This window comes from Pseudomonas sp. NBRC 111127, from assembly GCF_001320345.1.
In the GTDB taxonomy this organism is placed as follows: Bacteria; Pseudomonadota; Gammaproteobacteria; order Pseudomonadales; family Pseudomonadaceae; genus Aquipseudomonas; species Aquipseudomonas juntendi.
In genome coordinates, this window is record NZ_BCBD01000014.1 from 35,684 (window position 1) to 53,298 (window position 17,615).

General features: G+C 59.2%; 17 protein-coding genes, 1 tRNA gene and 2 pseudogenes. 16 read left to right on the plus strand and 4 right to left on the minus strand.

All coding sequences use genetic code 11. From position 1 onward, the window contains the following. Positions 1–3: 3 nt before the first annotated feature. From tssF to APH30_RS29420, 15 genes and pseudogenes are all read left to right on the plus strand, one after another. Positions 4–1,770 carry a type VI secretion system baseplate subunit TssF gene (tssF, locus tag APH30_RS04725; protein WP_054911807.1) on the plus strand — a complete coding sequence of 589 codons (1,767 nt, stop codon included), beginning with the start codon at positions 4–6 and terminating at the stop codon, positions 1,768–1,770. After that, positions 1,734–2,750 carry a type VI secretion system baseplate subunit TssG gene (gene tssG / locus APH30_RS04730; RefSeq protein WP_054911808.1) on the plus strand — a complete coding sequence of 339 codons (1,017 nt, stop codon included), beginning with the start codon at positions 1,734–1,736 and terminating at the stop codon, positions 2,748–2,750. Before tssF ends, tssG begins: the two co-directional genes overlap by 37 nt. After that, positions 2,747–3,301 carry an FHA domain-containing protein gene (locus APH30_RS04735; protein ID WP_054911809.1) on the plus strand — a complete coding sequence of 185 codons (555 nt, stop codon included), beginning with the start codon at positions 2,747–2,749 and terminating at the stop codon, positions 3,299–3,301. Before tssG ends, APH30_RS04735 begins: the two co-directional genes overlap by 4 nt. Further along, entirely contained in the window at positions 3,298–4,092 is a 795-nt protein-coding gene (gene tssJ, locus APH30_RS04740) for a type VI secretion system lipoprotein TssJ (RefSeq protein ID WP_054911810.1), read from the plus strand. Before APH30_RS04735 ends, tssJ begins: the two co-directional genes overlap by 4 nt. A gap of 52 nt (positions 4,093–4,144) precedes the next feature. Then, positions 4,145–5,482, plus strand: coding sequence for a type VI secretion system baseplate subunit TssK (tssK, locus tag APH30_RS04745; RefSeq protein ID WP_054911811.1), 1,338 nt, complete (start codon positions 4,145–4,147; stop codon positions 5,480–5,482). 73 nt (positions 5,483–5,555) lie between these two features. Continuing rightward, positions 5,556–6,347, plus strand: a complete 792-nt coding sequence (gene icmH, locus APH30_RS04750) for a type IVB secretion system protein IcmH/DotU (protein ID WP_225786111.1) — start codon at positions 5,556–5,558, stop codon at positions 6,345–6,347. A 132-nt stretch (positions 6,348–6,479) separates the two neighbouring features. Further along, positions 6,480–7,001, plus strand: a complete 522-nt coding sequence (locus APH30_RS04755; protein WP_009686338.1) for an Hcp family type VI secretion system effector — start codon at positions 6,480–6,482, stop codon at positions 6,999–7,001. A 71-nt stretch (positions 7,002–7,072) separates the two neighbouring features. Then, positions 7,073–9,043, plus strand: coding sequence for a type VI secretion system Vgr family protein (locus APH30_RS04760; protein ID WP_054911813.1), 1,971 nt, complete (start codon positions 7,073–7,075; stop codon positions 9,041–9,043). A 14-nt stretch (positions 9,044–9,057) separates the two neighbouring features. Beyond that, positions 9,058–10,413 carry a DUF2169 domain-containing protein gene (locus tag APH30_RS04765; protein WP_054911814.1) on the plus strand — a complete coding sequence of 452 codons (1,356 nt, stop codon included), beginning with the start codon at positions 9,058–9,060 and terminating at the stop codon, positions 10,411–10,413. Between the two features lies 1 nt (position 10,414). Beyond that, positions 10,415–10,771, plus strand: coding sequence for a DUF4150 domain-containing protein (locus tag APH30_RS04770; RefSeq protein WP_054911815.1), 357 nt, complete (start codon positions 10,415–10,417; stop codon positions 10,769–10,771). A gap of 878 nt (positions 10,772–11,649) precedes the next feature. Beyond that, complete coding sequence (locus tag APH30_RS29835) at positions 11,650–11,829, plus strand: hypothetical protein (protein WP_371262774.1); 180 nt, start codon at positions 11,650–11,652, stop codon at positions 11,827–11,829. Further along, positions 11,816–12,106: pseudogene (locus APH30_RS27510) on the plus strand (polymorphic toxin type 15 domain-containing protein); the annotation flags it as partial. The gene APH30_RS29835 and the pseudogene APH30_RS27510, both read left to right, overlap by 14 nt. Before the next feature lie 3 nt (positions 12,107–12,109). Then, positions 12,110–12,772: a GAD-like domain-containing protein gene (locus tag APH30_RS27515; RefSeq protein WP_082416109.1), complete on the plus strand. Its 663-nt coding sequence runs from the start codon at positions 12,110–12,112 to the stop codon at positions 12,770–12,772. A 596-nt stretch (positions 12,773–13,368) separates the two neighbouring features. Then, positions 13,369–13,668 (plus strand): LysR family transcriptional regulator, encoded by a 300-nt coding sequence (locus APH30_RS29785; protein ID WP_305728792.1) that lies wholly within the window; start codon positions 13,369–13,371, stop codon positions 13,666–13,668. Positions 13,669–14,139: 471 nt separating this feature from the next. Beyond that, positions 14,140–14,459, plus strand: a pseudogene (locus APH30_RS29420) (type VI secretion system tip protein VgrG); the annotation flags it as partial. Positions 14,460–14,479: 20 nt separating this feature from the next. Here the strand turns inward: APH30_RS29420 and APH30_RS29840 are convergent. Continuing rightward, positions 14,480–14,725, minus strand: a complete 246-nt coding sequence (locus tag APH30_RS29840) for a hypothetical protein (RefSeq protein WP_371262775.1) — start codon at positions 14,723–14,725, stop codon at positions 14,480–14,482. Positions 14,726–14,912: 187 nt separating this feature from the next. Here APH30_RS29840 and APH30_RS04780 point away from each other — a divergent pair, with 187 nt between their 5' ends. Continuing rightward, positions 14,913–15,428, plus strand: a complete 516-nt coding sequence (locus tag APH30_RS04780; protein ID WP_054911817.1) for an autoinducer binding domain-containing protein — start codon at positions 14,913–14,915, stop codon at positions 15,426–15,428. Between the two features lie 102 nt (positions 15,429–15,530). On the opposite strand, the gene APH30_RS04785 is transcribed toward APH30_RS04780, so the two are convergent. The 3 genes from APH30_RS04785 to uvrC all read right to left on the minus strand — a co-directional run. After that, positions 15,531–15,606, minus strand: a tRNA-Gly gene (locus tag APH30_RS04785). A 64-nt stretch (positions 15,607–15,670) separates the two neighbouring features. Beyond that, positions 15,671–16,231, minus strand: coding sequence for a CDP-diacylglycerol--glycerol-3-phosphate 3-phosphatidyltransferase (gene pgsA / locus APH30_RS04790; RefSeq protein WP_029885978.1), 561 nt, complete (start codon positions 16,229–16,231; stop codon positions 15,671–15,673). Positions 16,232–16,263: 32 nt separating this feature from the next. Then, positions 16,264–17,615: excinuclease ABC subunit UvrC (gene uvrC / locus APH30_RS04795; protein ID WP_054911818.1), on the minus strand; the 1,352-nt coding region annotated here is incomplete at its 5' end.

Genomic DNA, 17,615 nt, shown 5'->3' on the forward strand with positions numbered 1-17,615 from the left:
CCGATGTCACTCAAGGATCGATTCAGCGAAGAGTTGCGTTACCTGCATGAACTGGGCAACGACTTCGCTACCGACAACCCACAACTTGCCCGGCTGCTGGGCAAAGGTGGCAGCGACCCGGACGTCGAACGGCTGATGGAGGCTTTTGCCTTCCTCACCGCCAAGTTGCGCCTCAAGCTGGAGGATGACCTGCCAGAGCTGACGCACCCCATGCTGCAGTTGCTGTGGCCCAATTACCTGCGGCCCCTGCCGAGCGCCACGATCATCCAGTTCACGCCACTCAAGCAAGCGCTCAGCCAATCACGCTGCATTCCCAAGGGCTCACCGTTGTTCTCCAGGCCTGTGGATGGCGTGCCTTGTGAATTTCGCACGTGCACGGCCGTGGACATCCACCCGTTCGAGATCGAATCGGTCAGCGCTACCCAGACGCTCGACAGTTCGGTAGCACGCATCGAACTGCGCACCCTGGTCGAGCGCCCCTTGAACACCCTCGGCTGCGACAGCCTGGATTTCCACTTGAGCGGTGATGACAAGACAGCCCGCACGCTCTACCTGTGGCTTGCTCAATACCTCAAGCATGTGGCGGTAACGATCGATGGCCAGGTGCACCGGTTGCCGGCCAGCAGCATCATCTTTCCGGGCTTCAGCGCGAACGAAGGGCTGCTGCCGTATCCGCAGAACGTCTTCGATGGCTATCGGATCCTGCAGGAATACTTCGTTTTCGCGAAGCGCTTCCACTTCTTCAGCGTTAGCGCACTGCAGAAAGTCTGGCCCGATCAAGCGACTCGGCAGGTGGGCATCGAACTTCACTTCACCCGCCAGCTACCTGCCTCGTTGCGTATCGGCATGGCGGATTTGCGCCTGTTCTGCACGCCGGCGGTCAACCTGTTCAGCTACAGCGCCGAACCTATCGACCTCTCCAACCGGCAGGCCCCTGCCGAGCTGACCCCCAGAGGGAAAGAGCGGCATGCGTATGAGATTTTCAGTGTCGACAAGGTGGTCAGCACCCGCACCACAACAGACGGCAGCACCGGCGAACACCTACGCACGTTCCGCCCGTTCGAATCGTTCGCCCATGAGATCGAGCATGCTCAAGGGCGCACGGCGTTGTACTACCGCTACACCCTCGAGGAGTCCTTGCGCGGCGAGGGCGTCACACATCGCATCGCCTTCGTGCGTGCCGATGCCAACGCTTACACCGGTGAGCTGGAAACGGCGTCCATCGACCTGACCTGCACCAACCGCGATCTGCCCCTGGCGTTGGGCGTCGACGACATCGATGTGGTTTCCGAAGCCACGCCAGCGCTGACCACCTACACCAACATCTGCAAACCCACCCGCCCCTACCGACCAGTGCTGGATGGCCAGTTGCAGTGGGCGCTGGTTTCCAACATGTCGCTCAACTACCTGTCGCTGCTGTCTGCCGAGCCGCTGAAGGCGGTGATTCGTGCCTATGACTTCGTGGCCTTGCACGACCTGCAGCAGACACGCACGACCCACAAGCGCCTGGAAGGCATTCGCGATGTTCAGACCGAGCCTCTGGATTGGCTGATCAAGGGCCAGCCCATTCGCGGGCTACGCACACGGCTGAAGCTGGACCAGGCCGCCTTCCTGTGCGAAGGCGACCTGTACCTGTTCGGCTGCGTGCTGGCGCACTTCTTCGCCCTGTACGCCAGCATCAATTCCTTCCATCAACTGGAAGTGATCAACATCACCAACAACGAGCACTACACATGGCCCATCCAGACCGGCAAACAACCGCTGATCTAGCCGACAGGCTGCTCGCCGAGGCACACCAGTACAACTTCTACCAGTTGCTGGAGCGCCTGCACGGCTTGCATGGGGATGACCTGGAACCGCGCTGGCCGGACCAGACCACCCGGCTGCGCGTGCGGCTGGCCTGTGACCCACGGCTGACCTTTCCGGTTTCCGACGTGTACAAAGCCGAACGCATGCCCGGGGCAGAAGACCGCTACCGCGTGTGCGCCACCTTCATGGGCCTGCATGGCACTGACTCACCCTTGCCTGCCTACTACCTGGAGCAGGTGGCCTACGAGCATGCGCAGGGTATCGGTGTGCGGCCGGCCTTTTTCGACTTCTTCAACCACTACCTGCTCAGCCTGCTGCACCGCGTGTGGCGCAAGTACCGCTACTACATTCGCTTCCAGCCAGGTGCCAGCGATGGCTTCTCCCAGTACATCTTTGCCCTGCTGGGGTTGAATGACAAACAACTGCGCGGCGACACGCCGTTGCCCTGGAGCCGACTGCTCAGCTTCGCCGGTGTCATCGCCAGCCGCAGCCGCGCACCGGGCACCGTGGCGGGCATCATCGCCCACTGCTTCGACCTGAAACAGGTGCACATCAGGGAGTTCGAGACCCGCTCGGTGCCTACGACAACCCGGCAACTGGTAAGCCTTGGCCGCAGCAACGGCGAGCTGGGCACTTCGTTCCTGGTCGGCAGCCGCACGCGAACGCGCAGCAGCAAGTTCACCATCGTGATCAGCGAGCTGGACCAAACCCAGCTGCGTGGCTTGCTGCCCAGCGGCATCAACTTCAATCGCCTGCGCGCCTTGATCGACTTCCTGCTGCGCGATGGGTTGGCCTACGACCTGGAATTGCGGCTGCAGCGGAACGCGCTGTCGCCCTTCTGCCTGCACCCGAGCCAGGGCGCCCACCTGGGCTGGACCAGCTTCACCGATGACCGCCATGGCCAGATCAGCCCCGTGGTGCGCTTTCGGGGGCGCTCATGAGCACATTGACCTTGAACATTACCAACCTCGACCAGTTGCAGCACAACGTCACGGCCCGGCACACATTCGATCGCGCAGGCGGCACCATCGGCAGCGTGGGGGCCGCGTGGCTGATCAATGACGGTGCACAGGGCGTGGCACCGATCCACTGCGAGATCCGCTGGCTCGAAGGTAGCTTCTGCGTCATCGACCGCTGCGGGCGCACCTACCTGAACGACAACCTGGGCAGCCTGGGCACGCGGTCAGCCAGGCGGCTGCTTGAGGGCGACCGGCTTCGAGTCGGCGCTTATCGGCTGTTGGTCCAGCTCTCGCCAGCGGATGCCCGTTCGCTGGAGGCGTTATTCAACCCCGATTCACGGGTGCTCGACCAATTCATCCTGGATGCACCTGCAGAGCGTTGGCCTGCCCAGCCCGCAACGGCCCAGGTCGCCGAGATTTGCTCGGTATTCGCCCAAGGTATGGGCAACGATCCCTTGGCAGCACTGGACGCGGTGACGCAAGCCACGGCGCAGGACCCGCTGGACCGCCTGGTTGCAGGAGAACGCCCATGACGCGTCATTCACTGGTGGCCGGGCTTCTGGCAACCCTGATCGGGCTCTCGGGCTGCACCGCCCTGGGCAAAATGGGCCAAGTGGCGCTGAACCCTTCGATACCCGTCGGGCCGCCCAAGGATTACCCTACCGAAATTGCTTTCAGCATCAACGCCAGCCCCACACTCAACAGCAACCCCAGCAGTGTGGACGTGCTGGCCGAGCAAGAAAGCAGCCTGGCCCCCAGCCCCTACGCAGTCACCTTGAGCGCGGGCGACCCCTACGCCCTGGCCGAGAAGGTCGGCACCCTGTTCGAGTTTCTGCAGGAGCAGTACCCGGCCGCCTCGCCTGTCGAGTTACCAGAGGAGGAGGCCGATCTCCCGCTTCGCTCGCCCTTCGAGCACAGCACACCCGGCCGCTACGAAGACGCGAACATGGTGCTGACCTTACCGCGCAGCACCACGCCGGCCACCGAAGCGGTGGCTACGCCCATGGCTATCAAGATCCTGCAACTGCGCGACGACTCATTGCTGCGCAACAGCCTTTATGAGCTGCTGGACAAAGACCCCGCCAAGGCGCTGCGCAGTACCTATATTCGCGATGACGATTACCTGCTGCACCCTGGGCAGTTCAAGTTCATTCCCTTTACCGCCATCGAGCCCGAGACCCGCTTCGTTGCCGTGATCGCCGATTACCGCAACCAGGACGATGCCACCTGGAACCAGGTACTGCGCATTCCACCGCGGGGCCACCAGATCATCCTGTCGGTGTTGCTCAACGACACGCAGGTTTTGCTCAAGGAGCAAGACTGATGGCGCCGGCAACCCTGCCCTTCTCGCTCACTCACGCTGACACGGAGCGCTCATGAGTTCACGTAATCCCGTCCTGTGGCCTGAAGGCCTGTTCGTCAAACCGCAGCATTTCCAGCAAGCTACCCGCGCCGCTGAAGCAGCCCAGCACCAACGTCTGGCCAGCCTGAACGCGGCCTTCTATGGCTTCAGCGAGCTGCAACTGAACGAGGAATACCTGAGCCTGGGCAAGGTCGCGATCACCCGCGCCCGCGGCATCATGCCGGACGGTACGGTGTTCGACATTCCGGCAGACCTGCCGCCGCCGCCGCCGCTGGAAATCGACGACGACGGCGCAAAGGACAGCGAGGTTTACCTGTGCCTGCCGCTGCGCACCGAGGGCGGTCGAGAGGTGAGTTGGCCCGACAACGCCGCCAATTTCCGCTACAGCGCTCAGCCCCAGGAAATCAAGGACACCCACAGCGCCGATGGCGACCTGGCCCAGGTCGATCTGGCAGTGCCCAACCTGCAACTCAAGCGCAAGGCTGACGACAGCAGCGCCTACACCCGCCTGGCACTGGCACGTATCCTGGAGCGGCGACCCGATGGCAGCCTGCAACTCGACGAAGGGTTCTACCCGACCAGCGTCTCGGTACGGGCTGTGCCCGCACTGCAGCGTTACCTCGAAGAAATCACCAACACCCTGCGCGAGCGCTCACGCAACCTGGCCAGCCGAATTGGCGCTGCTGGCCAATCCGGCATCGCCGATATCCGCGACTTCAACCTGTTGCAAGCCATGAACCGCTGGTGGCCGTGCTTCCAGCACCTGGCCAGGCAGGGGCAGACACACCCTGAGCAGCTGTACCTGCACATGAGCCAGGCGTGCGGCGAGTTCGTGACCTTCACCGACGAAAGCCGGTTGCCTGCCGAGTACCCCGCCTACCAGCACAGCGCATTGCGTGCGTCGTTCAAACCCCTGCAGGACACGTTGCGCCGCGCCCTGGGTACGGTCCTGCAGCCGCGGGCGGTCTCCCTACCGCTGAACGCGCTGGATTACGGGGTAATGACGACGACGCTCGAAGACCGCCGCCTGATCGATGACGCGGACTTCATCCTCGCCGTGCGTGCAGACATGCCGCCGCCGACCTTGCGCCAACTGTTCATGCAGAAGGCCAAGGTCACGTCCCTGGAAACCTTGAATGACCTGGTGCACAAGCAACTGCCCGGTATTGCGCTACAACCGCTGCCGGTGGCGCCGCGCGAGCTGCCCTTCCATGCGGGCTTCAGCTATTTCGGGCTCGACCGCCGCGACCCGGCCTGGGCCTGCATGAACACGGCCAACGGTTTCGGGATTCATATCGCCGGGGAATTCCCGGGGCTCGAATTGCAGTTCTGGGCGATCAGGAGTGAGTGAAATGCACGCGAACGACGCGAATGACCACCTTGGCGATGGCAGCGCACCTGCGAAAGTCGAGCAGCTGCGCTGGATGCTTGAAAACACTGCAGGCACAAAGGGGGCAGGATGCTCGACACCCACGCCAGAACCCGATCCGGCGGGTGAAGGCTACCCAGCCGATCCGGATTTCCAACTGCGAGGCGGCTACAGCAACGTGATGCTGGACGCCGCCGCCCCTTTGCTCGGCTTGGTCATGCGCATCCGCACGCTCGATACACTGCCCAACCTCGAACAAGTGCACCGGCAGGTGCGCAACCAGATCGAAAATATTCAGCAAGAGCTGCGTCAGCATGGCTACGAGGCCACGCAACTTCTGGCCTATTCCTATGGCCTGTGCCTGTTCATCGATGAAGCCGTGATGGAGAGGCCCTGGGGCCAGGCAAGCCTCTGGAGCCAGGAGCCCCTGCTCAGCATCTACCACAGCGAAACCTTTGGCGGCGAAAAGATCTTCACCGTGATCTCGCGCCTGATGCAAGAACCCCAGCGGTACCAGGACGTGCTGGAGTTCATGTACTTCATTCTGTGCCTGGGGCTCAAAGGCAAGTATGGCCTCGCCCCCAAAGGCGACGAAACGCTGAACACCCTCATTCACCAGCTCCACGCAATCATCCGGGAGCTACGTGGGCCTACGCCGACAACGGTCTGCGACCCTTACAGCAACGTTGCCCCGCGCAACTTCCGCATGAACCGGCAATGGCCTTGGTGGAGCCCTCTGGTGCTTTCCGCCCTTGCGATGGCCACGGCCTACGGCATCTACAGCTACCGGCTGCACCTGATCACCCATGAGGTGCTGCAGTCACTCGACAGCATCTTGCAGCAGTAGCCGCCGGCAGTCGGCACGACCGTATTCAACGAATTGACGGGGCGTTTGCCCCGTTGAACAACCCCATCGATTCCGATGGCCACGTAGCCGCTTGTGCGCGTGCTTTTCCACATGGACGCAGGAGAAACTGCCATGCCAACACCCGCTTACATCAAGATCGAAGGCCAGACCCAGGGCAACATCACCGCGGGCGCCTTCACCGCCGAATCAGTTGGCAACATCTTCGTCGAGGGGCACGAAGATCAAATGCTGGTACAGGCACTCAAACACAAGATAACCGTGCCCACCGACCCCCAAAGCGGTCAGCCTGCTGGGCAGCGTGTTCACGGGCCTCTGATAATCACGTGCTCTCTTAATAAAGCGGTGCCCCTTCTGTACAGCGCTCTGTCCAGTGGAGAACTGCTACCTAATGTGGAAATCAGCTGGTACCGCACATCTATTGAGGGCAAGCAAGAATGCTTCTTCAGCACGAAGTTGATCGATGCCGTCATCGTCGACATCGACTTGGAGATGCCCCATGTTCAAAAGCAGGAGAACAAAGACTTCACTCAGTTCGTCGAGGTTTCGATGAGCTATCGCGGCATTGAGTGGGAGCACATCACCGCCAGCACGGCGGGTTCCGATGACTGGCGTAGACCCATAGAGGCTGTCTGATTCAACGACACCAGCCCGGGCAGGAATACTGCCCGGGCTGCAAAGACCAGGTCAGCGAAACAGGACTTCCCATGCCTCGTCAATCCAACCTCCGTTACAGCCTTCAGCCACTGGTTGGCAATGCCGAATTTGAAGTAGTGTCGTTCGAACTCAAGGAAGCGATCAGCACGCCTTTCACCCTCGAACTGAAATTGATCAGCTTCGAACCGGACATCGATTTCGGCCAGTTGCTGGATAAGCCGATTGTCTTCACGATCTGGGACGGTGAACGACCCGTACGGTACGTACATGGGTTGGTCAGTAGTCTTAGCCAAGGGGAAAGTGGCTTCCATCGCACTTACTACCATGCGTTAGTCGAACCTGTTCTGGCCCGCGCCGGACTGCGTTCGAACTGGCGCATCTTCCAACAAAAAACCGTGCCGCAGATTCTTGAGCTGATGCTCAAGCGTCAGGGCATCGTTCAATACGAGCTTCGCGCGAACAGGGATCACCACGTGCGCGAGTTCTGCGTGCAAGCGGGCGAGACTGACCTTGCCTTCATCGCCCGCCTGGCGGCTGAAGAGGGCTTTGTCTATCGCTTCGAGCACAGTGAAACCCTGCATAAGCTGATCATCACGGATCAGCTGCTATCCCTCGGGCTGATCAGCCATGGGGCGCTCAAGACCGACAACGGTGACGAAGGCTTCTTCGACGGCGAAGACGTTATCGACCCCGACACCGTGCTGTATCAGTCCGACAGTGGCGGCGATCAGGCCAGGCCTTGCCTATGGCGCTTGCGCTACAGCGAGCACGTCAGAACCTCGCGACAGGTCCAGCGCGACTACACCTTCACCAACCCGGCGTATCGCCAGGAACACCGTGCTTCGGGTGCTTTTCTGGAACACCAGTCCAGCGACTACGAGCGCTTCGACTACCCCGGCCGCTACAAGCGCGATGCCGTGGGCAAGCCGTTCACTGAAAACCGGATCACCGCCCTGCGCCATGATGTGCGCATCGCGCAGGTGCAGGGGGATGACGTCAGGCTGCAGCCTGGCCTGAGCTTCACACTCACAGGCCACCCTCGCGACGACCTAAATGTGCATTGGCGCGTGAACAGCGTGGCTCACAAGGGCAGCCAGTTCACCAGCCTCCAGGAAGAAGCAGCCGGCGTCGATCAAAGCACACGCTATGAGCAAACCGCCCAACTGGTACCCGGCAGAACCGAGTGGCGCCCCCCTCCGCTGGACAAGCCTCGAGTCGATGGCCCGCACATGGCAACCGTGGTCGGCCCTCCGGGCGAGGAGATCTACTGCGACGAATGGGGCCGGGTCAAGGTCAGCTTCCCCTGGGACCGGGAGAGCAACAACGACGAGTTCAGCTCCTGCTGGGTGCGTGTATCCCAAGGGTGGGCAGGTGGCAGTTGGGGCTCGATGGCCATCCCGCGCATCGGGCAGGACGTGGTCATCCAGTACGTCAACGGCGACCCCGACCAGCCGATGATTATCGGGCGTACCTATTGCGGTAACCAGCTGCCGCCCTACGACCTGCCCGACCACAAAACCCGCATGACCATCAAGAGCCAGACCCACAAGGGTGATGGCTTCAACGAGCTGCGGTTCGAGGACGAGCTGGGTCGACAGGAAGTGTTTATCCATGCGGAGAAGGACCAGAACAACGTCGTCAAACACAACGAAACCACCTTCGTCGGCAATGACCGCAGCGAGCGGGTGGATCATAACGAAACCATCTCCATCGGTGCCAACAAGACCGAGACCATCGCATTGGCCAAGGCATTGACCATTGGCGCGGGCTACCAGGTCAGTGTCGGTGCGGCAATGAACACGACAGTTGGTCTTAGCCAAAGCGAGCAGGTAGGCATTCACAAGTCCGTGATCGTTGGCAACCGCTTCAACATCACAGCAGGCGACGAACTCAGCATCACGGTTGGTAATGCGTCGTTGGTCATGAAGTCCGACGGAACCGTGCTGATCAACGGCAGCAACTTTGACTTCAGTGCCACAGGGCCTGTGCAAATCAACGGCAAGGATGTCGATCTTAACTGAAGGGGTAACCCAGGATGGAATTTCGCAACCTGACGCCGTTTGACGTCATGTGCTTCAGTGCGCTCGCGCCCGACGGTCAGGATCATCCTGTCATAGCCATGAAGGTCGGTTATCGACTCGAACCGCTTGAGGGCTGTCCTGGCAAACTCCGAGCCGTCGTCATTGATGACGAACCAGTGCAGCTTTGCATGGCCGATATCTATTATGCAGAGATCGGCAGCAGTTCCGTAGTCGAAGAGAGCGACTTGGCGCCATTCAAGCCACGCTGCGATGTCATCGTCGTCGGCCATGCGCACGCGCCGGCAGGACAACCTGCAACTTCGTGGGAAGCCAGTGTCCGTATTACTTCGACCCGTCCCAAGCAAGTAATCCCTGATCCACCACCCCCGAAGCGCGCACCGAATGTTTACCTGACCGCCGATGAACTGCAGGCACACCAAGCAGAAGTACTAGAAGTTCGGCTTCGCAACAGGGAACAGCTCACGCCAATCGTGTTACTGGACAAGACGCTGCGCTTCACCGGTCCACGAAAATTTCATCACAACTTCTTCGGCTGGCATCTCTCCGACCCAGAGCCTGTCACACGCGTTCCTCTGCGTTGGGAACATGCTTTTGGTGGCGCCAGCCAGTTCGCCAATCCCAAATATGGGCATAACCCCGATGCCCCCGAGTTCCTGCTCAACGAAGTGTGCTTCAGTAATCCGCTGGGCTGTGGCTGGCTGGAGTATCGCCATGAAAAGCTGCACTACGAGCAGAGCGGCGACAAGCTCGCCAGCCTGTCAGCGCCTCAGATCGAACATTTGGACGCCCCCATCGAGCGCCTGTTGCGCGCGCGGCATCCAGCTGGCCCGCTGAATGCCGCTGCTATGGCTGAGGTAGCTGCCTCCTATGGCTGCAGGCCAGCCGGCTTCGGCAGCGTTGGTCGCGCCTGGGCACCGCGCTTGGCACTTGCTGGCACTTATGACGAAAGTTGGAAAGACAATCACTGGCCGGGATTGCCACAGGACTTCGATTTCGGCTACTGGAATGGAGCTCCGGTTGACCAGCAAGTTGCTTTTCCTACACCAGATGCACGCGTTGCCCTGTTCAACTTGATTAATCCATCCCTGAGCCAGGATGGGCACTGTGAAGTCCAGCTTCCAGGCCACCGCCCCTTCGTGCTAATGCGCATGACCAACGGCGGAATACTGCCGCTGCCAATGCTCACCGACACATTGCGCATCGACACCGATGCCATGACTCTCTCGATGACGCACCGCATCAGCCTCTCCAATTCGCTTGATATCCGCGTGCTCGAGGCGCGTTTCGAAACCAATCCCGACGCTCCCATCATTCGGCGCGCCCCACACCGCGGCAGGGAGCACGTCTGATATGGCCGATACCGTAATGGCCCGGCAGCAGACTAAATGGACGGTCATCAGCATCGCGCCAGACGTTTGCAAAACACCGATGGGCAGCAGCGTTCCACCCGTGCCCTATCCGGTCACGGCAGAGCTGAATACCAGCACCGGTGTGGCGAAAAGCGTGCGCGCTAATGGCCATCCGGTGGTTGTCTACAAGCGCAGTTTCACTCCCAAGACCATCGGTGACGCCGCTGGCCAAGCCAAAGGCGTCAAGAGCGGTACCGTCGAAGGCAAATGCCACCCGTTGGAGCACAGTAGTTCCGTGCGTGCGGAAGGTTGTCATCTGATTCGACATGGGGACCTATTCTGGATGAATGGGAGTTGATGCCATGAATGTTCAACCAACTCAACTGGAAACGCTTGTCGTCCAGGTGCACGAAGTACAGTTACGGAAGCTACCAAGCGGTCCCGACAGGATGTATGTGCAAACCGATGGCTCCGGCAATGTGCTGATCGACTTTGCCAGTGACACCGACGAATGGAGCAAATCCCTGGCACTGAGTGAAGAGGAGTATGAGGCCCTCCGTCAGGAAGCGTTCCACAAGGAATTGGCTGACTTGAAGGACATACCGACCTACACTCAACTCTATGCTTCATCAAAAAACAGCGGCTCGACTACCACGCCGAATCGCAACACATTGGGTAGAGTGATCGGTGAAACGAGCGCCATCGGCGATGCTGCGGAGTACTCCAACCCCGAGATAGAAAGCGAAACACCGGCAGAAGGCATTACAGGCGATGAAATACTGGATGGGCTTCAGCTAGGGTTAGATATCGTAGGTCTGATTCCAGTCGTTGGCGAAATAGCTGATGTCGCTAATGCGGGCATCAGCCTCGCACGTGGAGACTATGCGGGAGCAGCCCTGTCTCTGCTATCGGCAGTTCCTTTTGCTGGATACCTTGGAACAGCAGGAAAAATAGGTAGACATGGCGCCAAGGCAGTGGCAGAGACATCCGTCAAGACATCCAAGGAAGTTGTTGAGCGAACAGCAACAGAAGCAGCGCAGAAGCGAGCTAAGGAAGCAGCCGCACGCAGACAAACGTCAGGCGCAAAAGTACGACCGAAGAAGCTGCAAAAGAAAAAACCAGAGTGCTTCGACCCTCGACAGTCTGACGCCTACAAAAAAATGAGCGAGACAGAAAAAAGGCTATCTCAAAGACTATGCTCTCCAGCTCAAGCGGCAGGAGGATGCAATCAACAACATGTCGGCCAAAGAATTCTCTGGAGCAAGGAGAATGTTCGAGGAAACCAAGCGGAAAACTGGAGATTCCGGCCGAAATCCTCTGGCAGAAAAAGCGCAGCGTGACTACCGGCGTGACAGGCGTAAAGAAATAGAGAAAAGCATATACCAAAACCAAAAGAAACAAGGGCGTAGCCCCTAAAGTTGCGAAAGCCGAGGCCAAAGCAGAGAGCGGCGCAATCATGGAAAAGCTAACAGCGCTCCACGAGCCTGATATGATCGCGGGAGGCTGGGCCAAACCCGACCCTACCGGATTAGGAGACAAACGTGTAAACAGCGCTATTGGTGGAAGCTGGCGACATAGGGAAAGAATTGAGACCCTCGAACGCGCAGCAGAAAGAGCCATTAAGCGGGGCGATGGTAAAGACATGATGAATGTAGAATTAACCATTTGCCCTCCAGATAAAAAGAGGAAATAATTAATGCGTGATTTAGATTTCGCTGAATTCATAGAGTGTTTTGGAGAAGCGACTCAGCGAACCTGCGTACCAGAAGCTAGCCTTGACAAATGGAAGAGCATACTTCCACCTGCATTAATCCAATACTGGAAAGATGAAGGATGGGCAGGATATGCAAATGGACTTTTTTGGACCGTCAACCCCGATAATTACGAGCACATTAAAAATGCCTGGCTCAAGGATACACCGATAGAATCCCTCGATAAATTTCATGTCATTGCTAGAAGCGCATTTGGAAATCTTTACTTATGCGGCGAAAAAACCGGACACAGCGCCTCAATCATCTGCAACCACAATGAAATACTCGCATTAAAAAATCGACTGAAAGCTAAAGAGCTAGAAGCTCAAAACCTCACGATCCAATCGCTATTCGGCACTAGCGAACCAGAAGACTATGATAATACAGACTCAAACGGCAAGCCATTATTCGAGCGTGCAATCAAGAAATACGGCCCGCTCGCTCCAGATGAGATTTATGGCTTCGAACCTGCTTTAGTGGCCGGAGGAAAACCCACCCTGCAAAATCTCAGTAGATTAAAGCTCGATCCTCACCTGCTAATCCTACGTAATTTCGACACACCGAGACTACCCTTCTCCAATACAGACCTGGACAAGCTGATTAAATAGCCCCCTTTACTCAGCAAATATATTTATGTGAAACCACCCGAAATCACTCAGTGGCATCATAAGATTTCAAACCGTGCAAATGACAGCAGCATCAGCACAGGGGATTACCACCTGTGCTGAATCAAACCCACATACAGCCAACGAAACAGATCTGCCCCATCACCGATGACCAAGACTTATTAAACTCAGTTTATATAAAGCGCGGCAGCGGAAAGAGAGCTGAGAGTCAATTTCGATGGACTGACTCACTAGGCCATCGAAGCAGAACTCCACTACTCCTGTAGTAAAATTGGTCCATGCGACTCTCCGGCAGTGAAAGTATAGTCGCATTCTTATTTTATTCCTGTGTGGGGATACCAACCCTGGCCAGAACTCGCCACCTGCCACGTCGAGAAGCCTCATATAGAGATGCCATGCTCTGTGCCGCAGGCATCCGTCCGCCTGCACTGATCGCAGCCGGAGCAACATGTTCGTAGTCAAGCCGTCTTTCAATGCCCCTCTAAGCAACTGCTCCCACAAAGCTCCTCCACGCGGTTGCCATCTTCTCCTATGGCACCCCCTTACTGGAGGTGAGCGATGAACTTGCGCCACTTAAAGTGCTTCCTCGCCGTCGCCGAAGAACGCCATTTCACTCGCGCCCCGAGCGTTTGCACATCGCACAATCCCCGCTCTCTCGCACCATTCGCGACCTGGAACACGATCTGGGGGTCGCCTTGTTCGAACGCGGCGCCGGTATCGGGACAAATCTGACTCCGGCAGGCCAGGCGCTTGCTGAATCTGCCCCGCAGATTTTCAGCCTGGTCGATCAGGCGCGCAGTGCCACTTTGGCAGCCGCTGCCGGTTCACTCGCAACACGTGGCCGAACAACTCAACGGCCTGTAGCACAACCTGTTTGATGTCGGTTTTGCCTGCGGTCCCGGCAAACCCCACGGCCTTTCCAGCGAAACGCTGTGGCAGACTGAGCTGGTCGCCCCCTCCCACTTCGTCATCCGCTGCTGGCCGGGGGGCACATTACTCACCGTGGCGGCCCAGGCTAGCAGCCAGGAGATGTTGATTTCTTTGGTGGCCGGTGGATATGCCGTGGGACTGAGCTGTACGGCCCAATTGAAGGCGCACGATATCGAAGACATCGTGCTGCGGCCTCTGGCCGGTGAGGCGGTTAACGTATCGACACATCTGCTCTAGGCCACGTACGAACCTGGCACGCCCTTGGCGCGCTTTATCCATCGAGCCTTGCGGATAGCGGCTACCCCGCATTGATGCCAGAAGAAACCGGATAAGTTGTAGGGGATTTCTGCTTAACGTCCTCGCGGCCCGCGGACTGAGCCGGGGCACCCTGCAGTGCTCAGGAACCTGGCGTCCATTAAGGCAGGCGCTATGAGCAAACCGCCCAACTTGTTCCCGCCAAAACCGAGTGGTGCCCCCCATCCGCTCGAAAAGCCCCGTGTGGACGGCCCGCACATGGCGACCGTCCTCGGGCCGCCTGGTGAGGAGATCTATTGCGATGAATGGGGCCGGGTCATGGTCAGCTTCCCCTAGGACCGGGAAAGCAACAAACAACAAACTCAGCTCTTGCTGGGAGCGGGTATCCCAGGGTTGGGCCGGTGGCAATTGGGGAGCGGTGGCCATCCCGCGTATCGGCCAGGACGTAATCCAGTTCCAGGCAGAAGGGCATAGTCAGCGACCAACGACGCATAAGGCAGGCGCTCAGGTACGTAGTGTAGCCGCATAGAGCTCCTGGCCGTTGACCTTGGCGGCCTTGGGCACAGCGATGAACAGCCGTGCCCTGCGCCCGATGACAAATGGCTCGATCGCACGCTCCGCAACGTTGTACAGCCAGCGTTTCAATTGGCCCAGAATCATTGGCGCGTGAGCCGTGTCTTCCACAAAGGCAGCCAGTTCATCCGCTTGCAGGAGGAAGCCGCTGGCACCGATCAAAACACTCCGAGGCAAAAACCGCCTCTGCGCGGTCTCAGCGTTATGTGCCCTGTTCAACATTCTGGCGCTTTGCTTGATCGCGGCGGTGGCGCTACAGTTGACCAATTGAGTAGGATTTAACGCTCATACTCGTTGTACGGTTAGTTTCGTCCTGGATACGACACCTCCAGATCACGTCGGGGCTGCCTTGAACGGAGGTGCGATGATTAACCGAACAGCAGCGGACTGGCAGCGCCTGCAAGACCTGCCAGCGCTGCTCGAGCAACTGCCTACCCTCGCTGCAGAACTGGCGTTCCCCTTCTACAGCTTCACCTACAGCAGCCAGAACCATCAGCTCAGCGCAGGCAACCTTCCGCCACAGGGCACGCAATTGGTCCAGGCAGCACTGGACTTGCGGCCAGACACTCGCCAGTACTCGAACATGCCCGTGATGTGGAGCGAAAACGCATTCCAGTCTGCCGCCGGCTCATGGGCGACGGCCTATGCTCTGGGCCTGCGTTACGGCTGGATCCAGCCGCTGCACGACGGTAGCGGCCGCAGCAGCCTGACGCTGCTGCGCCCTCATGTCAGGCTGTCGATCACCGAGCATTACGAAAAAGCCGCGTGGGTCATGTGGCTGGGTGAGCGCCTGTACCTGGCAGCCGCCCGGGAGGCAAGACTGGCTGAACGCGAACATGGGCCGGCCTTTAACCCAGCTCAACGAAATCGCTGTAATTGAAAATGGACTTGGAATTTCGTGGCTGACAGAAACGAAAAAAGACGCCTAAGCGTCTATTTTCGATGATTTACAGACCTCAATTGAAACCTGTAAATCCATATTTGGAGCGGGAAACGAGACTCGAACTCGCGACCCCGACCTTGGCAAGGTCGTGCTCTACCAACTGAGCTATTCCCGCGTCGTGATGGGTGCCATTCTAGCGATTTCAAAAACCGCGTCAACCCCTTGATTCAAAAAAACTTTTACTTCTGCTCCGAACCTTCGCGCAGGTGCGGCCAGGCCGCCAGCAGATAGTGCGCCATCGACCACAGTGTGAGCCCCGCCGCCACCAACAGCAGTGCATAGCCGAGGATCACCCAGAAGGTCACCGCTGGCGGGTTGCCCAGCAGGATCACCAGCGCCAGCATCTGCGCTGCCGTTTTCCACTTGCCCAGGTTGGACACGGCCACGTGCGCCCGCGCGCCCAGCTCGGCCATCCACTCGCGCAGTGCCGAAACCACGATTTCACGGCCGATGATCACCGCCGCCGGCAGGGTGAGCCAGAAATTCGCGTGAGTCTGTACCAGCAGCACCAGGGCCACCGCCACCATCAGCTTGTCGGCCACCGGGTCGAGGAAGGCACCGAACGGCGTGCTTTGCTGCAGGCGACGCGCTAGGTAGCCGTCCAGCCAGTCGGTGGCAGCGGCAACCGCGAACACGCTGCTGGCGGCCATGTAACTCCACTGGTACGGCATGTAGAACAGCAGAATGAAGCACGGGATGAGCAGGACGCGTAGAACGGTGAGCAAGTTTGGAATATTCATCGGTACGACTGGCCGCAAGTTGAGCCGGCATTCTACTCGCTATGCAGGCTGGCATAAATTGATTCGGCAAGCTTTTTGCTGATGCCGGGCGCTTTGGCAATTTCATCGATACTGGCGCGGTTGAGCTCCTGCAGGCCGCCGAAATGTTTCAGCAGGTCGCGGCGGCGCTTTGGCCCTACCCCGGCAACATCTTCCAGGCTGGACATCCGCCGCGCCTTGCCACGCCGGGCGCGATGGCCGGTGATGGCAAAGCGGTGTGCTTCGTCACGGATCTGCTGGATCAGGTGCAAGGCCGCAGAATCGCCCTTGAGGGTGAATTCATGGTGCACGTCGTTCAGGTACAGGGTTTCGAAACCGGCCTTGCGCGTGACGCCCTTGGCGACACCCAGCAGGGTCAGTTCGCTGAAACCCAGCTCCTGCATCACATCGCGGGCCATGTTCAGCTGGCCTTTGCCACCGTCCACCAGCAGCACGTCGGGCAGTTTGCCCTCGCCGTCCTTGATGCGCCCATAGCGGCGGGTCAGGGCCTGGTGCATGGCGGCGTAATCGTCGCCAGCGGTGATGCCTTCGATATTGAAGCGGCGGTAGTCGGACTTGATCGGCCCCTCGGGGCCGAACACCACGCAGCTGGCTACGGTGGCTTCGCCACTGGAGTGACTGATGTCGTAGCACTCCAGGCGCTGCGGCACTTCGTCCAGGCCCAGGACCTCGGCCAGGGCCTCGAAGCGGGCCGCCATGTGCTGACGGTTGGCCAGCCGAGCGTTGAGCGCCTGCTCGGCGTTGGTCACGGCCAGTTGCTGCCAGCGGGCCCGGGTGCCCCTTACCCGATGGCTGATGGTCAGCTCGCGCCCACGCAACGTGTGCAGGGCCTCGGTAATGGCGGCGAAGTCTTCGTGCACAACGTTGACGATCAACTCGCCTGGCAGTTCGCGCTCTGCATTGCCCAGGTAGTACTGGGAAAGAAAGGCGGCCATGACCTCGGCCAGGTCTTCCTCGATGCCCACCTGTGGGAAGAAGTTCTTGCTGCCCAGTACCCGCCCACCGCGCACGCTGATCAGGTGCACGCAGGCGCCACCCGGGTTGACGAAGGCAGCGATGACATCGACATCACCCGTGCCACCTTCGATGTACTGCTGGTCCTGCACGCGGCGCAGCAGGCTGATCTGGTCGCGCAGTTCGGCGGCTTTTTCGAAATCGAGTGCCATGGCGGCTTTCTCCATTTCTGCATTCAACTCATTGCCCAACTGCTGGCTGCGCCCTTCCAGAAACATCACCGAATGGCGCACGTCCTCGGCATATTCCTGGGCGCTTACCAAGTCGGTGCACGGCCCTTTGCAGCGCTTGATCTGGTACTGCAGGCAGGGCCGGGTGCGGTTGGCGTAAT